Origin of the sequence: Streptomyces vulcanius, from assembly GCF_042653945.1 — a bacterium.
Lineage (GTDB): Bacteria > Actinomycetota > Actinomycetes > Streptomycetales > Streptomycetaceae > Streptomyces > Streptomyces mangrovi.
Window position 1 is genome coordinate 91,997 of sequence record NZ_JBHSFK010000006.1, and the last position, 18,385, is coordinate 110,381.

Consider the following 18,385-nt stretch of genomic DNA (forward strand, 5'->3'; position numbering starts at 1 on the left):
GTTGTTCAGGACTGGCGGACCTGGCCCATGATCTGGGTGAACGTCGCCGGGTCGTCCTCGAAGCCCTGGACGCCCGAGTGGAACGACCAGCCGGACGTCTCGCGCATGAACTCCCCGACCGTCGCCGCCGTAGATCCGAGGACGCTGCCGAAGTCGTCCTCGTCGAGGACGTTGTAGCCCTCACGGATCCGGAAGGCGGGGTTGAGTACGCTGACGAAGGTCCGGTGCGCCGGCTGCTGTTGTATGACGACACCGACCACCACGCGTGCGTAGCGCGCGTCCAGCCGGTCCAGCTCGAGCGTCATGACCTCGTCCCAGCCGAAGCCCTTGCCGTCCTTGCTGTCACGGTTGAGATAGATCGTGCCGTCGGGCGAGCGGCTGTCGAAATGCACCACATAGACGGGCGCTCCCTGCGGATCGCTCGCCAGGTAGGTCGCGGCAACGATGTCCAGATCGGTGGGCGGCTGCCCTGCGGGACTTGGATCCCACTTCAGCGCCATTTCGACCTTGCGGATCCCCTTGTTGAGGCCGTTCACAGCCTTCCCTCCCCGTTTCGCCGTCTGCCTCGCCCCGAACTGGCCGACCATCAGGGCCGATTGTCCATCCTGCCACGCGCGTGTGGCCGTCGCATGACTGCTCTGCGCCAGAGAGTGACCGGCGCCACGTCCGCTGGCCGTACGATGGCGCGGTGCTGGTCAAGTGGATTCGCTGCACCGTGGTGGACCGCCGCGGTTTCGAGCGGGGGCAGCGAAAGTGGGCGGGGCTTCTGGGGGAGCCGGGATTTCGGGGACAGGGCGGGGGCTGGAGCAGGGGACGGCCGTCGGTCGCGCATGTCTTCGCCTTCTGGGAGAGCCGTGCCTTCTACGACTCCTTCATGGCCCGTTCCCACGACCGGTTGGCGGCGGCCCAGTCGGGCACGTTCAAGGACGCCCAGGTACGGCTGTTCGACTACCGCTTCGACGTGAAGACCGGCTTCGAGCCCCGATTCACCGACTCCGACCTGCTGCGGGTCGCCCTGTGCCGGGTCCACGAGGAGCGCGCCGAGCACTTCACCCTCATGCAGGAGAAGGTCTGGAACCCCGCCATGGCCGGATCGCCCGGCATGATCCGGGGCATGTTCGGCGAGGCACCCGGCCATGAGTTCCTGGTCCTGTCGATGTGGCGTTCGGTGGCCGAGCACGGGAAGTACCGCACCGAACGCGTGGAGCGGCTCGCGCTGCGGGCCCAGACGGAGGCGGACATCGCCTCGCTCACCGGCGACATCGTGGAACTCGAGACGACCTGGACGGTTTGAAATGCGGACTTGCGGTCCGGCCTGTTGGCCGTGTGGCTTGTGGGGCTCCTGGTGCGGGATTTGTGTGACCTACGCCGTATGGAGGCCGTACGAGTATTCGATCTGCCGCATCCCGATCTAGGGTTTTGGCATGGCACGACCACGGCGCATCGTCCTTGTCCGACACGGGGAGTCAACGGGCAATGTTGATGACACCGTCTACGAGCGTGAACCCGACCACGCACTCGCTCTCACCGAGCGCGGCTGGCAGCAGGCCGAGGAGACCGGCAAGCGGCTGCGGGAGGTGTTCGGTCACGAGCAGGTCAGCGTGTACGTCTCCCCCTACCGGCGCACCCATGAGACCCTCCGCGCCTTCCATCTGGATTCCGACCGCATCAGAGTGCGCGAGGAGCCCCGGCTGCGGGAGCAGGACTGGGGGAACTGGCAGGACCGCGACGACGTAAGGCTGCAGAAGGCCTACCGGGACGCCTATGGGCACTTCTTCTACCGCTTCGCCCAGGGCGAGAGCGGAGCCGATGTCTACGACCGGGTCGGCGGCTTCCTGGAGAGCCTCTTCCGCAGCTTCGAGGACCCCGACCACCCGCCGAACGTGCTGATCGTGACCCATGGCCTTGCCATGCGGCTGTTCTGCATGCGCTGGTTCCACTGGACGGTCGCCGACTTCGAGTCCCTGTCCAATCCGGGGAACGCCGAGATGCGCATGCTCGTTCTGGGAGACGACGACAAGTACACGCTCGACCGGCCCTTCGACCGCTGGCGGGATCCGGAGCCGTACGGCATCACCGGATGACGCCTGATGGGCCTGAGCGGGCAGCGGGGAGGCCGGGAGGCCTGCGTAGTGGTGGACATTCCTCGCGAGCGGGGCCCGTTCCGCGAGGACCCGATTAGAGTGGCCGGTCGATGACCTCTGAATTCTCTTCCGACAGGCGCCTGGAACGCGCCCTCATCAGCCTGCGAGGCCTCGCGGTGGGAGACGCGCTGGGCTCGCAGTTCTTCGTGCCGGCCAACTATCCACTGCTCATGCGCCGGGAACTGCCGGCCGGCCCCTGGCAGTGGACCGACGACACCGAGATGGCCTGCTCGGTCGTGGCGGTCCTGGCCGCCCACCACCGCATCGACCAGGACGCCCTGGCCCGCTCGTTCGCGCAGCGCCATGACTTCGACCGCGGCTACGGCCCCGCGGTCAACCGGCTGCTGAGGCTGGTCAGGGAAGGCGCGGACTGGCGTGAACTCGCGGCCACGCTGTTCAACGGCCAGGGCTCCTGGGGCAACGGCGCCGCGATGCGGATCGCTCCCCTCGGTGCCTGGTACGCGGACGACCCCGAACAGGCGACCCACCAGGCGGAGATCTCCGCCTATCCCACGCATCAGCACCGGGAGGCGGTGGTCGGTGCCATGGCCGTGGCCGCCGCTGCCGCGCTGGTCGGCGCTCCTGCCGGCCCTCCCACTCCTGCCGAGCTTCTGGACGGGGTCGTCGCCCTGGTCCCGAAGAGCGCCGTCGGCGCCGGTCTGCGGCGCGCGCGGGACATGCTCGACTACGCCGACGCGGCCACCGTCGCGGCCGTCCTCGGCTGCGGACGGCGTACGTCCGCCCACGACACCGTTCCCTTCGCGCTCTGGTCGGCCGCTCGGGCCCTCGGCGACTACGAACAGGCGTTCTGGACGACCGCACAGGTCGGCGGCGATGTCGACACCACCTGCGCCATCGTGGGAGGCGTGCTCGCCGCAGGGTGGTCGGGGACACCGCCGGAGGCGTGGGCGGAGCAGACGGAGGCGCTGCCGGAGTGGGTGCCCGCGTCCGTCTGACGTCCCCGTCTGCTTGGCGACCGGCCCGCACCCGACGGAAACTCACCGTGTTCGCCGGGAACTCTGCGTAACCATCCGTGCGTTGTCGGGACATCTGCTGCGCGACGTGCGGGTGGGTGCCGACGGTGACTGGGATGTGACGTGCGGGATGCGGGGGTGATGGTCGTGTGGTTCGTCGAGTTCGCCTTGGTCGTGCTGTTCCTGGCAGGAGGAGCCGGGGCGATCGGCGTGCGGAGGGCCGTGCCGGAGCTCTCGCCGCCCGCTCCTCGGGCGAGGAGCGGGCGTCCGCACGCCGCTGTACGTCGTCCGCGCCTGTCAGCCCGCCATGGGGCCCGATGTCCCGGCCAGGGCCTCCAGGTCGCTCTTGCGGACCCGGATCACGAGCCAGGCGGTCACCAGGGCGACTCCGGCGATCGCAGCGGCCGGCACGAAGGCCGTGGAGATCCCCTGGGCGAGGACCTCGTGCCCCCAGGGGGCCGGCAGTTGGTGCGTCTTGGCGAACTCGGCCTTCTGCTCCGCCGATCCGTTGGCGAGGAAGTCCGGCAACTGCTTCTCCGCCTCGTTCTTGCTGGCCGTGCCGAACACGGTGGTGAGGATGGACAGGCCGAGCGAACCTCCCACCTGTTGCGTGGCGTTGAGCAGGCCCGACGCGGCGCCTGCCTCGTGCGGGGCGACACCGGCCACCGCGGTGACCGTCACCGTCACGAAGTTCAGCCCCATGCCGAAGCCGAATACCAGCATCGGGCCGAGCACGCCGCCCGCGTAGGAGCTTTCGGGGCTGATGAACGACTGCCAGGTGAGGCCGATCAGGACGAGTGTGGCGCCCGTGAGCATGAACGGCTTGGGCCCCAGGACGGGCAGGAAGCGTTGCGACAGGCCCGCGCCGACCGCGATGGCCGCCGTGACCGGGAGGAAGGCGAGACCGGCCTTGATGGGGCTGTAGCCCAGCACGTTCTGCACGAAGAGGACGATGTAGAAGAACATCCCGAACATCGCCGCGGCGAGGCTCAGCATGATCACGTAGGTGCCGGAGCGGTTCCGGTCCGTGAACATCTTCAGTGGGGTGATCGGTTCCTTGGCCCGCCTCTCCGTGTACACGAAGGCGACCAGCAGGACCAGCGCGGCGGCGAACGCCCCGAGGGTGAGGCTGTTCCGCCAGCCCTCCTCCGCGGCCCGGATGAAGGCATAGACCAGGGATGCCATGCCCGCCGTCGAGGTCAGTGCGCCCGCGAAGTCGAAGCGCCCCGGGTGCCGTTCGGACTCGTTGATGTACAGCGGCGCCAGGGCGGCGATGAGGATGCCGATGGGTACGTTGACGAACAGGACCCAGCGCCAGTCGAGCCACTCGGTGAGCATGCCGCCCGCGAGCAGGCCGATGGCGCCGCCGCCCGCGGAGACGGCGGCGAAGACACCGAAGGCCCGGTTGCGCTCCGGGCCTTCGGGAAACGTGGTGGTGATGAGTGCCAGCGCGGTGGGCGACGCTATGGCGCCTCCCATGCCCTGCAGGGCGCGGGCCGCCAGCAGTTGCCAGGGCTCCTGGGCGAATCCGCCGAGCAGCGAGGCGAAGGTGAAGAGCAGGATCCCGGTGACGAACACCCGGCGTCGGCCGAGGATGTCACCGGCCCGGGCGCCGAGCAGGAGCAGACCGCCGAAGGTGAGCGTGTAGGCGCTGACCACCCAGGTGAGGTCGGTGGTGCTGAACTTGAGTGCGTCTTGAATGTGCGGGAGGGCGATGTTCACAATTGTCGCGTCGAGTACCACCATGAGTTGGCAGGCCGCGATGACGGTGAGTGCGATGCCGGGATGCCCCTCCCGGCGGGCCGCACCTGGTTTCTGGTCCTGGATCAACTGAGAGGTTGTCACTATGGGTCCCCCACGGAGGTGTTAGTGAACGCTCGCGTTCACTGTTGCGTCAACGGTAGTGAGTCCCCGGTAGTGAACGCAAGCGTTCACTTTTCGTTCCGCCCTGCGGCACGTCCCCCCGGCATCGCACGGTGCTGTGCCGCTCCCCGAATATCCCCGCCCCGCCTGCTCGCTGGAGACACTCGAATGGTTACTTCGCGCTGGACGGCCGCCCCCGTTCGGACGGCCTCCCCCCGCCGGCGCGGCGCCGTGCTGGAACGCGCCATCCTCGATGCCGCGCTGGAGCAGTTGGGCACCGTCGGCTGGAACGGCCTCACGATGGAGGGCGTCGCGGCCGGGGCCCAGACCGGAAAGGCGGCCGTGTACCGCCGCTGGCCGTCCAAGGAGGACCTGGTGGCGGACGCTCTGCGGGCCGGACTGCCCAGCCTGGATGCGGTACCCGACCTCGGGGGAGTGCGGGAGGACCTGGTGGCGCTGTGCCGGGCGGCACGTGACGCGATGTTCTCCCGCCCCGGGTTCGCCCTGCGCTCGATCATTCACGAGTGCGACGCGCTTCAGGCGGAGCGCTTTCAGGGCCTGATCCTGGACGGGGTGGTGAAACCTGCCGTCGAGCTGCTTCACGAGGTCATCAGCCGGGGAATCGCGAGGGGTGAGGTGCGGCCCGAGGCGGCCAACGGCTATGTCTTCGACGCCATGCCGGCCATGATGATGTACCGGTCAAAGGTGTGCGGGAGCGAATGGCACGATCGGGATCTCGAGGAAATGATCGACCAGTTCATGCTGCCGCTGCTGCGACCCGACGCGTCCTGACCGTGGCCGCGATGTGGCTGCCGGGTGTCCGTGCGCGGTCGGGCAGAGGCCGGTGCGCGGTCGCGGGGAGGCAGGGTGTCGCGAGGGGATTCCGGCGGCGTAGTCTTAGGACGCCATGCCGTACGAACCACCCACCCACACCGTCGAGCGCTCCCTCCGCGCCACGACCGGAGCGAAGGTCATTGCCGGTATCGACGAGGTGGGCCGCGGTGCGTGGGCCGGACCCGTCACCGTCTGCGCGGCGGTCACCGGACTGCGCCGACCGCCCGTCGGTCTCACCGACTCCAAGCTGCTCACCGTCAAGCGGCGCACCCAACTTGCCGAGGCCCTGGACAAGTGGGTGACGTCGTACGCCCTGGGCCACGCCTCTCCCGAGGAGATCGACGATCTGGGGATGACCGCGGCACTCCGGCTCGCCGCAGGGCGGGCGCTGGAGGCGCTTCCGGTCCGCCCCGATGCGGTGATCCTCGACGGGAAGCACGACTACCTCGGAAACCCGTGGCAGGTCCGCACGGTGATCAAGGGTGACCAGTCGTGTGTGTCGGTCGCGGCGGCTTCGGTGATCGCCAAAGTTCGGCGCGACAAAATGATGGCCGAACTGGGTGCCGAGCATGCACACTTCGGTTTTGCGGACAATGCCGGGTATCCGTCGCCCGTGCACAAGGCCGCACTGGAGGAGCGGGGTCCCACCCCGCACCACCGGTTGTCGTGGGCGTATCTTGATGCGCTGCCCCAGTGGCGGCACCTCAAGAAAACCCGCAGTTGGGCGGACGGACGCGTTCCGGAGATCGAGGGTCAGCTCGGCTTCGACTTCTGACGATTCCGCTCGCACTGATGTGCCACCCGCTGGCGCGAGCCGCACCAACGTTTGATAGATATCAGCCCATGCCTCTCATTCCCGAGGAGCCTCAGATTCACGAGAGTGCCCAGGGTCCCCGCGCCACTCCGGCCAGTGGCCGTACAGCGCCGACCCCTCGACCCGTACCCGGACCCCGTCCCGCGGCTCCGTCGCGTCCCGGTCGTCCTGGCCCCCTCCGGCCCACGCCGCCGGTGCAACGCACCCCGCGTGACGTCGCCCCCAAGCCCGAGGCCTCGGCCCCGGCCACCCCTGCCCCTGCCGCGCCCGCCCCGGCGACGCCCCAGGTCCAGTTGATCCCGGCCTCGGCCGAGGGCGCACTGGACGCCGCCGAGGAGGCCGTGGACCTGCTTCTCGACTCGGGGCGCGCCCCGGGCGAGGTGCTGGTGATCACCACCGGCGAACAGCACCCCTGGGCCGTCCACGAACTGTCCTTCGGTGAGGCGTCCTATTGGGCGCAGCACGACGCCGGGGACGACGTCTTCTACGCCGATGCCGGCGCTGCGGGCCGAGCGGCCGTGCGCCCCGTCGTCGTGGTCGCCGTCAACGGCGGTGACGGCACCGCCACCGCCCTGCCTCTGGCCCGTGCCCGGGCCGGCACCCTGCTGATCGTCTGCGGCGAGCCGCAGCAGATCAACGCGGCGCTGGGTACGGGCGTTTGAGCCGGCTCCGGTAGCCGGGAGCCGAGCCCGGGGAGGCGTCGCTGGTGCGGCACCTCCACGGTCGCTTTCGCGTGCACGGAAGACGGAGGTCCCGGCGCGCTCAGTTCGGTGCGCCCGGAAGGGGAACTCGGGCCTGCGGGGCGCCGAGTGCCTACGAGCGAGCCGACGGAGTGTGCGGGGACCGGCGTCGCCGGGCTTCGGCCGCTCCTCCGTCGTGACATGCGTGGTGCGACCTTCGGCTGGGCGTTGCGCGGTGCGCATTCCGGTCGGCCGTGAGCGCCGTGCCTCTCGGCGCGCCCGCAAGGCCGTGCCCCGCTGCCGCACTCCCGCCTTGCGAGTTGTCGCGGACCAGCACTCAGATACCGGGTGACGAGGCGCGCCCGCCTGGGGTTCCCCGTCCGGGGCCGGGCGCGCGTGAAACTCGCGACGGGCCGCCGGGAGGGCTCAGCGGGCGGCGGCGCGGCGCAGGACCTCCGACACGGCACCCCCGGTCCGCGGCAGCGGGGGCGGTGCCTCCGACAGACCGAAGGGTTCCGGAGTGGAATCCGTGTGGGGGCGACGGCCGCCGCGTCCCTCGCCCAGGACCTGCCAGCCGTCCTTGGTCAGCGTGATGTACGCCCCGCAGCGCAGCCCGTGCAGCGTGCAGGCGTCACGCAGGCCCCACATCCACGCCCCGTCCTCCTCGGTCCAGCGCGCGTCGCCCTCACGGCAATACAGCAGCACCGCGGTGCGCACCGGTGTGCGGCGCCGCAGGTCGTGCGGGATGATCCGGCGCAGCTGGGCGAGCAGCGCGTTACGGAACATCCAGCCGTCCGCCGGTGCCGGGCGCCGGGTGAACGAAGCGCTGGCCCGCACCCGTTCCTCCGTGTCGAGCACCGCGACGATCGCGGTGGCCGGGCGGGGCCGGTGCCGTGAGTGCAGCCCGCTGACGACCTCGCGCGGGTTGCGCAGCAGTGGGATGCCGGCCGCGGTCCACTCCGCGGGCTCGAGCATGCGATGGGCGGAGGCGGCGGACGTGGACGACGACAACGATGCTGCCGAAGACGGAGCGAATCCGAAGGTCACGATCCTCCCTTCGGCTACGGCCCACTTTGCGGGCGGGTCGGATTCGGGGGAGCGCACGCCGCAGCAAAGCCCAACCGGACCTCGGGCCAGCCGTGCGGGGAGCGGAACTCAATTCTTCCTGTCGAACTGGGATGCGGCAACGAGCAATTGGGGCCACCGACCGTTATATGGCGGTGTGTGGCATATATCTCTACCCAGTGAAGCGGCGGCGGACGCGTGGGGCGGACGTACACCTCGCTTCCAGACCCCTGGGTAAGGATTTCGTGCCAAGGGGCGCGGATGTCGCATTGGTGCACACGGAGGCCGGTGGCCGGTACGCGCGCGCCCGGTCAGCCCTGCACGGCCAGGACCAGAGGCAACACTCCTTGGGCGCCCGCGCGTCGGAGCATCCGGGCCGCGACCGCGAGGGTCCATCCCGTCTCGGTGAAGTCGTCGACCAGGAGCACCGGCCCGCGGGCCTTGGCGAGCGCGGCGGCGAGCGCGGGCGGCACCTCCAGCAGGCCGTCGAGCGCCTTGAGCCGCTGGGCGCTGTTGCTCCGGGAGACCGGCGAGGCGTCGGCGGCGTACTCCACCGTCCCCAGCAAGGGCAGTCGTCCGATCTCGGCGATGCGGGTGCCCAACGAGTGGATCAGCCGCGGTCGCCTGCTGGAGGCGATGGTGACCACGCCGACCGGGCGCGGCTGGGAGTCGGTTGCCCCCGAGGCCCAGCCGCCGGGTCCCTTCGCCCAGTCGGTCAGCACACCCACGACGGCCCCGGCCACGTCGTCAGGTACCGAACCGTCGGATGCCTGGGCGGCCAGCAGCGGCCGGAGCCGATTGCCCCAGCCGATGTCCGAGAGCCGTCCCAAGGCCCGTCCGGGAGCTGCCTGTTCACCCGCAGGGATGCGCCCCTTGAGCTCCATGCCGATCGCCGGGAGCCCGGTCGGCCACATCCGGCGCGGCTCCACCTCGACCCCCGCGCGGCCCAGATCCACGCGCGCGGCGTCCAGCGCCGCGGTCGACGTCTCGACGGCATGGCGAGGCGCCGCGCAGTTGTCGCACCGTCCGCACGGCTTGGCGCCCTCGTCGTCGAGCTGGCGCTGCAGGAACTCCATCCGGCAGTCCTTCGTCGACGCGTACTCCCGCATCGCCTCCTGCTCGGCCCTGCGCTGGCGTGCCACCCAGTCGTACCGCTCGGTGTCGTACGTCCACGGGCGGCCGGTCGCGGTCCAGCCGCCCTTGACCCGGTGCACCGCTCCGTCCACGTCGAGAACCTTGAGCATGACCTCCAGCCGGGAGCGCCGCAGTTCGACCAATGGCTCAAGTGCGGGCAGCGACATGGGCTTCTGCGCGCGGGCGAGGACGTCGAGAGTGCGGCGCACCAGGTCTTCGGAGGGGAAGGCTAGCGACGCGAAGTACTCCCAGATCGCCTCGTCCTCCCTGCCCGGCAGCAGGAGCACCTCCGCGTGCTCGACTCCGCGGCCGGCGCGGCCCACCTGCTGGTAGTACGCGATGGGGGAGGAGGGCGAACCGAGGTGCACGACGAAACCGAGGTCGGGCTTGTCGAAACCCATGCCCAGGGCGGACGTGGCGACCAGCGCCTTGACCTTGTTGGCCAGCAGGTCCTCCTCGGCCTGCTGCCGGTCGGCGTTCTCCGTCCGGCCCGTGTACGAGACGACGACGTGCCCGCGCTGCCTGAGGAAGGCGGTGACCTCTTCGGCGGCGGCCACGGTGAGCGTATAGACGATTCCCGAGCCCGGCAGATCGTCGAGGTGGTCGGCGAGCCAGGCCATCCGGTGCGCCGCGTCGGGCAGCCGCAGCACGTTCAGGCTGAGGCTCTCCCGGTCCAGGGGGCCCCGCAGCACCAAGGCGTCCGACGTGCCGCCCGTGCCGAGCTGTTCGGCGACGTCGGCGGTCACGCGCGCGTTGGCCGTCGCGGTCGTCGCGAGCACGGGAACGCCCGGCGGAAGGTCGGTGAGCATGGTCCGCAGGCGGCGGTAGTCGGGGCGGAAGTCATGGCCCCAGTCGGAGATGCAGTGCGCTTCGTCGACCACGAGCAGCCCGGTCGCCGCGGCCAGTGCGGGCAGCACCTGATCGCGGAAGTCGGGGTTGTTGAGCCGCTCGGGGCTGACCAGCAGGACATCGACCGTGCCCGCGGCGATCTCGTCCTGGACGGTCTCCCACTCCTCGGTGTTCGAGGAGTTGATGGTCCGGGCGCGGATACCGGCCCGGGCCGCGGCGTCGACCTGGTTGCGCATCAGGGCGAGCAGAGGGGAGACGATCACGGTGGGACCCGAGCCACGGGCCCGGAGCAACGCGGTCGCGACGAAGTACACCGCGGACTTGCCCCACCCCGTGCGCTGCACGACCAGCGCCCGACGCCGCTCGGCGACCAGTGCCTCGATGGCCCGCCACTGGTCCTCGCGCAGCCGGGCCGCGCCGGTGGCGTCGCCGACGAGACGGGCGAGGACGGCGTCGGCGTCCGCCCGGAGTTCCGCGTTGATCGTGTGGTCCATGCCTCCATACAACAGGACGCCGCTGACAGTGCGCGCCCGACCTGTGCACGATTCGACCCGAATGGCATGGCCCTGACTTGAGTTATCCACAGGGTCAAGCGGAAGCTGGCGATCCGCGAGATCGTCGGCGCATGACGAATCACAGCGAAACGACCGGCTCCTCCGAAAACGGCGACATCACCGGACGGAACGGGCTCGACGGCCCCGCCTCCTCCGACCACCGGCCCACACACGGCGACCCGTCCTCCCCCTGCGACCCCACGGCATACGTCAGCCACACCGCCTACGACGCGAGCACGACGTACGGCGGAGACCCCACCGCCCACCAGGTCACCCTGCGCACCCCGAGCGAGCTCGCCGACGCCCTGCCCTACCTGCTCGGATACCGGCCGGAGGACAGCATCGTCCTGGTCGCCCTGAGCGATCGGGGCGGGCGCGGCCGGTTCGGAGGCCGCGCACGGCTCGGCATTCCGGCGAACCCGGACGACTGGCCCGCCGTCGCCAGGCAACTCGCGGAAGGTCTGGTGAAGGGCAGCGAACGCCGTGGCGCCCGCCCCGAGCGGATGGTCGCCTATCTCTGCCAGGACCCGGCGAGCGGCGAGACCGGCAGCCAGGTCATGGAACGGCTCCAGCCCTTGGCCCACCACCTGCGCGCCGCGTGCGGGAAGCTCGAAGTCCCGGTGATCGAGGCGCTGTGCATTTCCGACGGACGCTTCTGGTCGTACTGCTGCGCGCGTACGGGCTGCTGTCCGGTCGAGGGGACCTCGATGGGCCTGCCCGGTACCTCCGTGCTGGCCGCTGCCGCGACCTACGCAGGGATCCAGGTGCGGGGCACCCTGCGCGAGCTGCGGGCCCGGCTGCAACCTCTGGAGACTGGTGTCGTCTTCGAACAGGAAGTCGCCCTGGACACCGCCAGCATGGCGCTCGTCCCGAGGATCGTCGAGGACACGGGCCGCGCGGCGGTCGCCGACGAGACGGTGGCACTGGCCGCGGTCGTCATGCGGCGCTTCGCCGAGGCACGGGTCGTATCCGGCACCGCCATCGCGGACCGCAGGGACGACGAACTGCTCGGCTGCGACGAAGCCGCCGCCCTGATCCTCGGCGTCCAGGACCGCGTGACACGCGACCGCGCGGCGGAGTGGATGGAGGGCGACGACGCGGCGCCCGCCCTGCGCCTCTGGCGCGCGCTGTCCCGGCGCTGCGTGGGTCCCTACGGTGAACACGCCGCGGCGCCCCTCACCCTGGCCGGCTGGGTCGCCTGGTCCGGCGGCGACGAACTGGAGGCCAGGGAGGCCCTTGCCATGGCGCTGGGCGCCGACCCCGACTACCTCTTCGCCCGCCTGCTGCACCAGGCCTGCAACGAGGGCCTCGACCCCGAATCCGTACGACGCTGTCTGCGCTCAGAGCGGGAAGGACGCGAGGCACGCAGGAACGCGGCAGATGCGGAAGCCGCGCCCGCGCCCGCGCACGCCCCGGCCCTCGGCGGGCGGCCCGGCCGTCCCCACGCACCGTCGGCGCCCAGCACACGCCCCGCTCCCGCGAGCCGCGGCGGATCACGCCCGCGTACGCCGGGGAAAACCTCGGCGCGGCGGCGAGGAGGCCGCCCCGAAGGAGTGCGGCGCGAAGGAGACGACACCGAGACGACCCCAAGGGCAAGCGGTGAGCGCCCATAGGGGTGGGGTCACGGACGACGCCCCGCCGCCATTCGGTGGGGCGCGCCGGCAAGGGCGTGACCTGGGGGAGTCCCACCCCGTTCACCTGAGTGGCGGAACGCCCGCAGGAGTCGTACCGCAACAGCGGACCCGCGCCGCCGGAGCCCCTCACCCGGCCTCGACCCCGTCCGAGGCGTACAGAGAGCAGAAGAAGTCACCGCATGCACCAGCCGACTCCGCCCTCAGCCACCGACGAACGCTCCGGCCGTGGCACGCCGGTGCCCACCGGTACGGCCCGCCGCCCGCCGCAGACCTCACCCCCGGCGCCGCGCAGCTCGGGCGGCCTGCCGCCCACCCACACGGCGATGATCTGCGTCGCCCTGCCCGGCCTGGCCATCTCCACCGACCAGGGTCAGCTGACGGGGCGCGGCCTCGAGGGCTTCTACCGGGCGGGTCGGCGCATCCTGTCACGCTGCCAGGTGCGTGTGGCCGGCCGCGAACCGCTGGCGGTGCAGGCGCGGATGACGACGTCCGACCGGGCACGCTTCACCGGCACCCTGCGCGTCACCCCGCACGGAGGCCCGGACCCCGAGGTCGTCGTCGAGCGGACCCGAGGTGCGGACGGCACGGAGCGGATCACCCTGCACAGCTCCGCTCCCCGCCCGCTGCGCGTACCGGTCGAGATCAGTCTCGGCACGGACCTGGCCGACCTCGGGGCCATCGCCTCCGGGGTCGTGGGGCCCGAACTGCCGGCCAGTGTCCACGCCTCCGGTCTGCGCTGGTCCTGCCCGGCGGGGACCGCGAGCGTCATCGCCGATCCGCCGCCCGCCGACGCGATCGCCTCCGCAGGACTGCTGCGCTGGGACGTCGACCTGCCACCCGGCGGCAGCGTCGCCGTGGAACTGAGGGTCCGCCTGGAGGGCGCTAGCCCGGTGCGGGCCGTCGGCCGCGCGGCCACGAGCCCGTTGGCCCCCGCGCGGGCGACCGGGGACGACCCGCGTGTCGGGGCGCTCCTGGCCACCTGCGTCGAGGATCTCCAGGCACTGCTGGTGCGCGACCCCGCCCACCCCACGGACCTCCACCTCGCGGCCGGGGCACCGTGGCGCTGCGGCCTCGCCCCGGCAGAGGCGCTCGCGGCGGCTCGTATGGTCCTGCCCCTCGGCACAAGACTCGCCGCGGGCACGCTGCGCACCCTGGCCCGTACCCAGGCCACGGCCCGAGGGCCGCGCTGCGGCATGATCCCCGGTCCACGGCGCGACGCGGGCTCCCACCTGCCGCCGGGCTGTACGGGCACGGAGGCCACCCTGCTCTTCCCGGTGCTCCTCGCCGAGGCGCGCCGCTGGGGGCTGCCCGAGCAGGAGACGGAGGAACTGCTGCCGACGGCCGAGCGCTGTCTGACCTGGCTGCGGGCCGCGGTGGGCGAGGGGTCCTACCTGCGCGACCCCCAGCCGGGCGGGCCCGTCCGTTGCGAGACCCAGGCCCACGCCCACCGCGCGGCTCTCCTCGGCGCCGATCTGCTCGATGCCTGCGGCCGACCGGGCGGTGACGGGCTGCGGGAGTGGGCGCGGGCGCTGCAGGCCGTCTTCCGGCGGGACTTCTGGATCGACGACCGGGGCGGCGGCAGACCGGCCGCCGCACTCGCCCGGGACGGACGGCAGGTGCCCCATCTCGGGGCGACGGCGGTCCACCTCCTCGACACCGGCCTGCTGGGCGGTGGGGCCCAGGCAGCCGGTCTGCTCGACAAGGTGCAGACCGAGAACCTGGCCAGGCTGCTCGGCAGCCCGGTCCTGGATTCCGGCTGGGGACTGCGGGGCCTGGGCACCAATGAGGCGGGCTACAACCCCTTCGGCCATCGCAGCGGTGCCGTACGGGTGCACGAGACGGCGATCGCTGTCGCCGGTCTGACGGCCGCGGGTTACGAGAAGGAGGCCGGTGCGCTGCTGCGCGGCGCGCTGGCGGCCTCCGAGGCCTTCGCCCATCGACTGCCGGAGATGTACGCCGGGGCCCAGCGCACGGAGGGAAGCGCACCCCTGCCCCATCCCGCCGCCTGCCGCCCTGCCGCCACCGCGGCAGCCGCCGGGGTCCTGATGCTCACCGCCCTCGCCGGCATCCGGCCCGACGCACCGGCCCGGACGGTGACCCTGCGCCCGCCGCACAGCGCACCCCTGGGCGAGATCGGGCTGACCGGACTGCGGGTCGCCGGAGGCCCGTTCTCCGTACGGGTCAGCCGCCTCGGACTCGCCATGGTCGAGGAAGCGGTCGACGGACTGCAGCTGGGGGTGTGACCTGGCCATCAGGGGTGTGACCTCGTACGACGCGGAACCGGACGGGAGCCGGGAGGGACCGGTGACGACCGCGCCCGACCGAAGTGGATCAGCCATCGGGCGGTCGACGAAGGGTGTGTTTATCGTCAGGAAGACGACTATGATCACCGCATGCCCTACGACCCGTCAGCCTTTCCGCCCTTCGCCGTCACCGTGGACCTGGTCGTGCTGACCGTGCGCCGCCATGCCCTGTGCGCGTTGGCGGTGCGCCGGGGAGAGGCACCGTTCCAGGGGAGATGGGCACTGCCGGGTGGCTTCGTACGGGCCGACGAGGACCTCTCCCAGGCCGCGGCGCGGGAACTGGCCGAGGAAACCGGACTGCGCGCACACGACCCCGCCGCTCCGGCCCAGGACAACGGCGCCCATCTGGAACAGCTCGCCACGTACGGCGACCCCAAGCGGGACCCCCGGATGCGGGTCGTCAGTGTCGCCCATCTCGCCCTCGCCCCGGACCTGCCCGCGCCACGAGCTGGCGGGGACGCGAGCAACGCGCGCTGGGCGCCGGTCGAGGAACTGCTCCAGCACGGCGGCTACGGCCGGGACGGCGAACCCGTCGCGCCGCTCGCCTTCGACCATGCCCAGATCCTGGCGGACGGAGTGGAACGCGCCCGCTCCAAGATCGAGTACTCGTCGCTGGCGACCGCGTTCTGCCCCACCGAGTTCACGGTCGGTGAACTGCGCCGCGTCTACGAGGCGGTCTGGGGCGTGGCACTCGACCCCCGCAACTTCCACCGCAAGGTCACCGGAACCCCCGGTTTCCTGGTCCCCACCGGGGGCACCACCACACGTCAGGGCGGCCGTCCGGCCCAGCTCTTCCGGGCCGGCGGCGCGACCCTGCTCAACCCGCCGATGCTGCGGCCCGAGGTGTGACGCCCGACGACGAACGGCCGTGCTGTAACCGGAAAAACCGGACATAGGGCGTATCTTGCTCTAGGTGATCCAGGCCTTCGGACTGACCAGCGACTCCCGCAAGGAGCATCCGCCCGCCGTCGACGACATCTCCTTCGAGGCGCGCGCGGGCCGCGTCACCGTGCTGCTCGGAGCGCCGGGCGCGGGCAAGAGCACGGCGCTGCGACTCATGCTCGAACTCCAACAGGGCCGTGGTCTCACCTACTTCAGAGGCCGCCCCCTGCACCGCATTGCCCACCCCTCGCGCGAGGTCGGCGTCCTCCTCGGCGATGTGCCGGGGCACCCGGCCCGCACCGTCCGCGGCCATCTGCGCATGCTGTGCGCCGCTGCCGGCGTCCCTGTGCGACGGGCCGACGAAGTCCTTGAGGTGGTCGGCCTGATCAGCCTGCGGGACGAACGCCTCGGCACCCTCTCCCGCGGCATGGACCGCCGGCTCGGCCTCGCCTGCGCCCTCCTCGCGGACCCGCACACCCTCGTCCTCGACGACCCCGGCCAGGATCTCTCCGGCCGTGAAAACCGTTGGCTGCACGGCATGCTGCGCGCGCACGCAGCCCATGGCGGGACGGTCCTGACCACCACGGCCGACCCCAAGGAGGCCGCCCTCATCGGCGACCGGGTCGTCACCCTGGAGCGGGGCAGACTGGTCGCCGACCAGGAGGCCGCCGACTTCGCCCGCACCCGGCTGCGCCCCCGGGTCGCCGTCCGCAGCCCCTACGCCGCCCGCCTGGCCGCCTTCCTCGCGAGGGAGGCCCGCACCGGACAGCGCTCCGTCGAGGTCGTCCAGGAGGACGGCAACCGGCTCTCCGTGTACGGCAGTACGTGCGCCGACGTTGGCGAGGTGGCGTTCCGGAACGGCATCCTCATCCACCAACTCGCCGACGAGACGGGGGACATGGGGGCGGGAGCGGGGGCGGAAGCCGGAGTGGGCGCCGGGGCGCAGGGGGCGACGCCTGAGCGTCCACCAGGAGTGTCGGCCGATTCGGTCGAGGTGGGCGGCGCATCGGTTGCCATCCCGGCGCCGAGCAGCGAGCCGGGGGAGGGTGTCGAGGGGGTGCGGGCGGAGCGCGATGCTCGGGGTGGGCCTTCGGCCGACCCGAAAGCCCAGCCGTCAGTCGTGCCGCGCTCGTTTGCCGTGCCTCGCCCGGCGACCGAGCCGGCCCCACCCGACGGGCCCGCTTCCTGCGACGGCTCCGATTCCTCCGACGGCGTGCCGCCCTCCGGCGGCGCGGCTCCTTGCGAGAACGCGTCCTCCGCCGAGAGCCCGTACCTCGCCGAGAGGAAGTGTCCTTCTGGAGGCGCGTGCTCCTCTGAGGCCGTTTGCCCCGAGGGCGCGTGCCCCCCTGAGGAAGCACCCACCGCCGATGACACCTCGTACTCCGACTCGGGCACGGCCTCAGCAGCCGCACTCACCTCGGACAACGCGTCGGCCCCGGACGCCGCGTCAGTCTCCGACCACGAGCCCGGCCCCGAACTCGCCGCGACTACGGCCGACCCCGACGCCGACCCCGACGCCTCGGACGGCCAGTCATCCGCCCCGGAGCCCGCCACCGTCGTCGACGAGCCCCTCACCGTACCCTCGCCGTCCACCGGAGAACTGCTCCCGGCCGAGAGACTTCTCCTTCCCGGGCCGGTCACCGCACCCGTCGGCTCCTCCGCCCCGCCACCCCGCCGTCCCGCCGTGCCCCGCAGCTCCGACACCCTGTCCGCCCTGTCCGCGCTGCCACCCCCCATCTCTGTCCGCTCCGCCCCCAGCCCGCTCCGCCCCCTCCGCTACGAACTCCGCCGCGCCGCCGGTATCGGCACCGGCTTCCTCACCGCCGCCGCCGTACTGCTCACCTCCGCCCTCACCGCCGTATTCCTGGCTCGGATCGGACACACCCCGCAGGCGCGGTTGCTGGCGGGCTGGCCCGGAGAGCTGCCGCTGCCGCCGACGGCGCTCGGTGCGGGACTGCTCGGCGCGCTGGCTTTCGGGGACGAGTTCCGCCACCCCGCGCTGGCGGCCGACCGTGGCACCGTGCCCCGCAGGCTGGGGCTGCTCACCGCCAAGCTCCTCGTCGCAGGGCTCACCGGGGCGTTGCTGGCCTTCCTCACCGTGGGCTGCAACGCCGAAGTGCTCTATCTCCTCTACGGAAGCGAGCTCGCGCAAGTTCCCGCGGACTGGCCGGGACTGAGCGCGAGCTGGCTCGGGCTCGTCGTCGGCTGTTCCTGGGCCGGTGTCCTGGCCGCGGGGGTGTTCCGGTCGACCACCGCCGGGCTGGCGGCCGTGGTCGCCGTACCGGTCGTCGTCGTACCCCTTGCGCAGTGGGCCACGGAGAGCGCTTCCGTGCGGACCGCCGCCGGCTTCTCGATGCGACTGCGTGAGGTGCTCCTCGTCCAGTGGCCCTTCGGGGGAGAGCGCTATCTGTTCGCGGCGGTCCGGGTGATCGCCCAACCCGTGGGCGGGGCACTGGCGTTGTCGTTGGCGGCTCTCCTGTGCACGTATCTGCTCACGACCCTGCGGAGCAGGGTTCGATGACGATCGTCCGCGCCCATCCTGTCCCACAGTGTGCGCAACTCCCCGGAGAAAGCCCGTTTCTTTCCGATAAGGCGTCAATTGCGACGGTGTGAGCGATCACCCTTTCGTGTGCTTTTCACCAAAGACCTCAAGGG

At 71.7% G+C, this 18,385-nt stretch carries 14 protein-coding genes; 10 read left to right on the plus strand and 4 right to left on the minus strand.

The genetic code is table 11. The features are described 5' to 3' along the window. Positions 1-5 precede the first annotated feature (5 nt). Entirely contained in the window at positions 6-536 is a 531-nt protein-coding gene (locus tag ACFPIH_RS11320; RefSeq protein ID WP_381173935.1) for a TerD family protein, read from the minus strand. A 152-nt stretch (positions 537-688) separates the two neighbouring features. Between ACFPIH_RS11320 and ACFPIH_RS11325 the strand changes: the two genes are divergently transcribed. From ACFPIH_RS11325 to ACFPIH_RS11335, 3 genes are all read left to right on the plus strand, one after another. Then, positions 689-1,294 (plus strand): YdbC family protein, encoded by a 606-nt coding sequence (locus ACFPIH_RS11325; RefSeq protein ID WP_381173937.1) that lies wholly within the window; start codon positions 689-691, stop codon positions 1,292-1,294. Between the two features lie 130 nt (positions 1,295-1,424). Further along, the gene (locus tag ACFPIH_RS11330) at positions 1,425-2,084 is read left to right on the plus strand and encodes a histidine phosphatase family protein (RefSeq protein WP_381173939.1); all 660 of its coding nucleotides are present in this window, start codon (positions 1,425-1,427) and stop codon (positions 2,082-2,084) included. A 110-nt stretch (positions 2,085-2,194) separates the two neighbouring features. After that, positions 2,195-3,100, plus strand: coding sequence for an ADP-ribosylglycohydrolase family protein (locus ACFPIH_RS11335; protein ID WP_381173941.1), 906 nt, complete (start codon positions 2,195-2,197; stop codon positions 3,098-3,100). A 315-nt stretch (positions 3,101-3,415) separates the two neighbouring features. Here the strand turns inward: ACFPIH_RS11335 and ACFPIH_RS11340 are convergent, their stop codons facing one another. Further along, a complete protein-coding gene (locus ACFPIH_RS11340; protein WP_381173943.1) occupies positions 3,416-4,963 on the minus strand; it encodes an MFS transporter in 1,548 nt (515 codons plus the stop codon). Between the two features lie 186 nt (positions 4,964-5,149). Between ACFPIH_RS11340 and ACFPIH_RS11345 the strand changes: the two genes are divergently transcribed. The 3 genes from ACFPIH_RS11345 to ACFPIH_RS11355 all read left to right on the plus strand — a co-directional run bounded on the left by ACFPIH_RS11345 (position 5,150) and on the right by ACFPIH_RS11355 (position 7,291). Beyond that, the gene (locus ACFPIH_RS11345) at positions 5,150-5,773 is read left to right on the plus strand and encodes a TetR/AcrR family transcriptional regulator (RefSeq protein ID WP_381173945.1); all 624 of its coding nucleotides are present in this window, start codon (positions 5,150-5,152) and stop codon (positions 5,771-5,773) included. 115 nt (positions 5,774-5,888) lie between these two features. Then, positions 5,889-6,590: a ribonuclease HII gene (locus tag ACFPIH_RS11350; RefSeq protein ID WP_381173947.1), complete on the plus strand. Its 702-nt coding sequence runs from the start codon at positions 5,889-5,891 to the stop codon at positions 6,588-6,590. A gap of 68 nt (positions 6,591-6,658) precedes the next feature. Beyond that, positions 6,659-7,291: a hypothetical protein gene (locus ACFPIH_RS11355; RefSeq protein WP_381173949.1), complete on the plus strand. Its 633-nt coding sequence runs from the start codon at positions 6,659-6,661 to the stop codon at positions 7,289-7,291. Between the two features lie 444 nt (positions 7,292-7,735). On the opposite strand, the gene ACFPIH_RS11360 is transcribed toward ACFPIH_RS11355, so the two are convergent. Together ACFPIH_RS11360 and ACFPIH_RS11365 are read right to left on the minus strand one after the other, a co-directional pair. Further along, positions 7,736-8,356 carry a hypothetical protein gene (locus ACFPIH_RS11360; RefSeq protein WP_381173951.1) on the minus strand — a complete coding sequence of 207 codons (621 nt, stop codon included), beginning with the start codon at positions 8,354-8,356 and terminating at the stop codon, positions 7,736-7,738. Positions 8,357-8,685: 329 nt separating this feature from the next. Continuing rightward, entirely contained in the window at positions 8,686-10,851 is a 2,166-nt protein-coding gene (locus tag ACFPIH_RS11365; protein ID WP_381173953.1) for a RecQ family ATP-dependent DNA helicase, read from the minus strand. Positions 10,852-10,982: 131 nt separating this feature from the next. On the opposite strand from ACFPIH_RS11365, the gene ACFPIH_RS11370 reads away from it, so the two are divergent. The 4 genes from ACFPIH_RS11370 to ACFPIH_RS11385 all read left to right on the plus strand — a co-directional run bounded on the left by ACFPIH_RS11370 (position 10,983) and on the right by ACFPIH_RS11385 (position 18,251). After that, positions 10,983-12,524 carry a DUF4192 domain-containing protein gene (locus tag ACFPIH_RS11370; RefSeq protein ID WP_381173955.1) on the plus strand — a complete coding sequence of 514 codons (1,542 nt, stop codon included), beginning with the start codon at positions 10,983-10,985 and terminating at the stop codon, positions 12,522-12,524. Between the two features lie 344 nt (positions 12,525-12,868). Then, positions 12,869-14,788 carry a glycogen debranching N-terminal domain-containing protein gene (locus ACFPIH_RS11375; RefSeq protein WP_381174282.1) on the plus strand — a complete coding sequence of 640 codons (1,920 nt, stop codon included), beginning with the start codon at positions 12,869-12,871 and terminating at the stop codon, positions 14,786-14,788. Positions 14,789-14,938: 150 nt separating this feature from the next. Continuing rightward, positions 14,939-15,697 (plus strand): NUDIX hydrolase, encoded by a 759-nt coding sequence (locus ACFPIH_RS11380; RefSeq protein ID WP_381173957.1) that lies wholly within the window; start codon positions 14,939-14,941, stop codon positions 15,695-15,697. 64 nt (positions 15,698-15,761) lie between these two features. Next, positions 15,762-18,251 carry an ATP-binding cassette domain-containing protein gene (locus ACFPIH_RS11385; protein ID WP_381173959.1) on the plus strand — a complete coding sequence of 830 codons (2,490 nt, stop codon included), beginning with the start codon at positions 15,762-15,764 and terminating at the stop codon, positions 18,249-18,251. Positions 18,252-18,385: the final 134 nt, after the last annotated feature.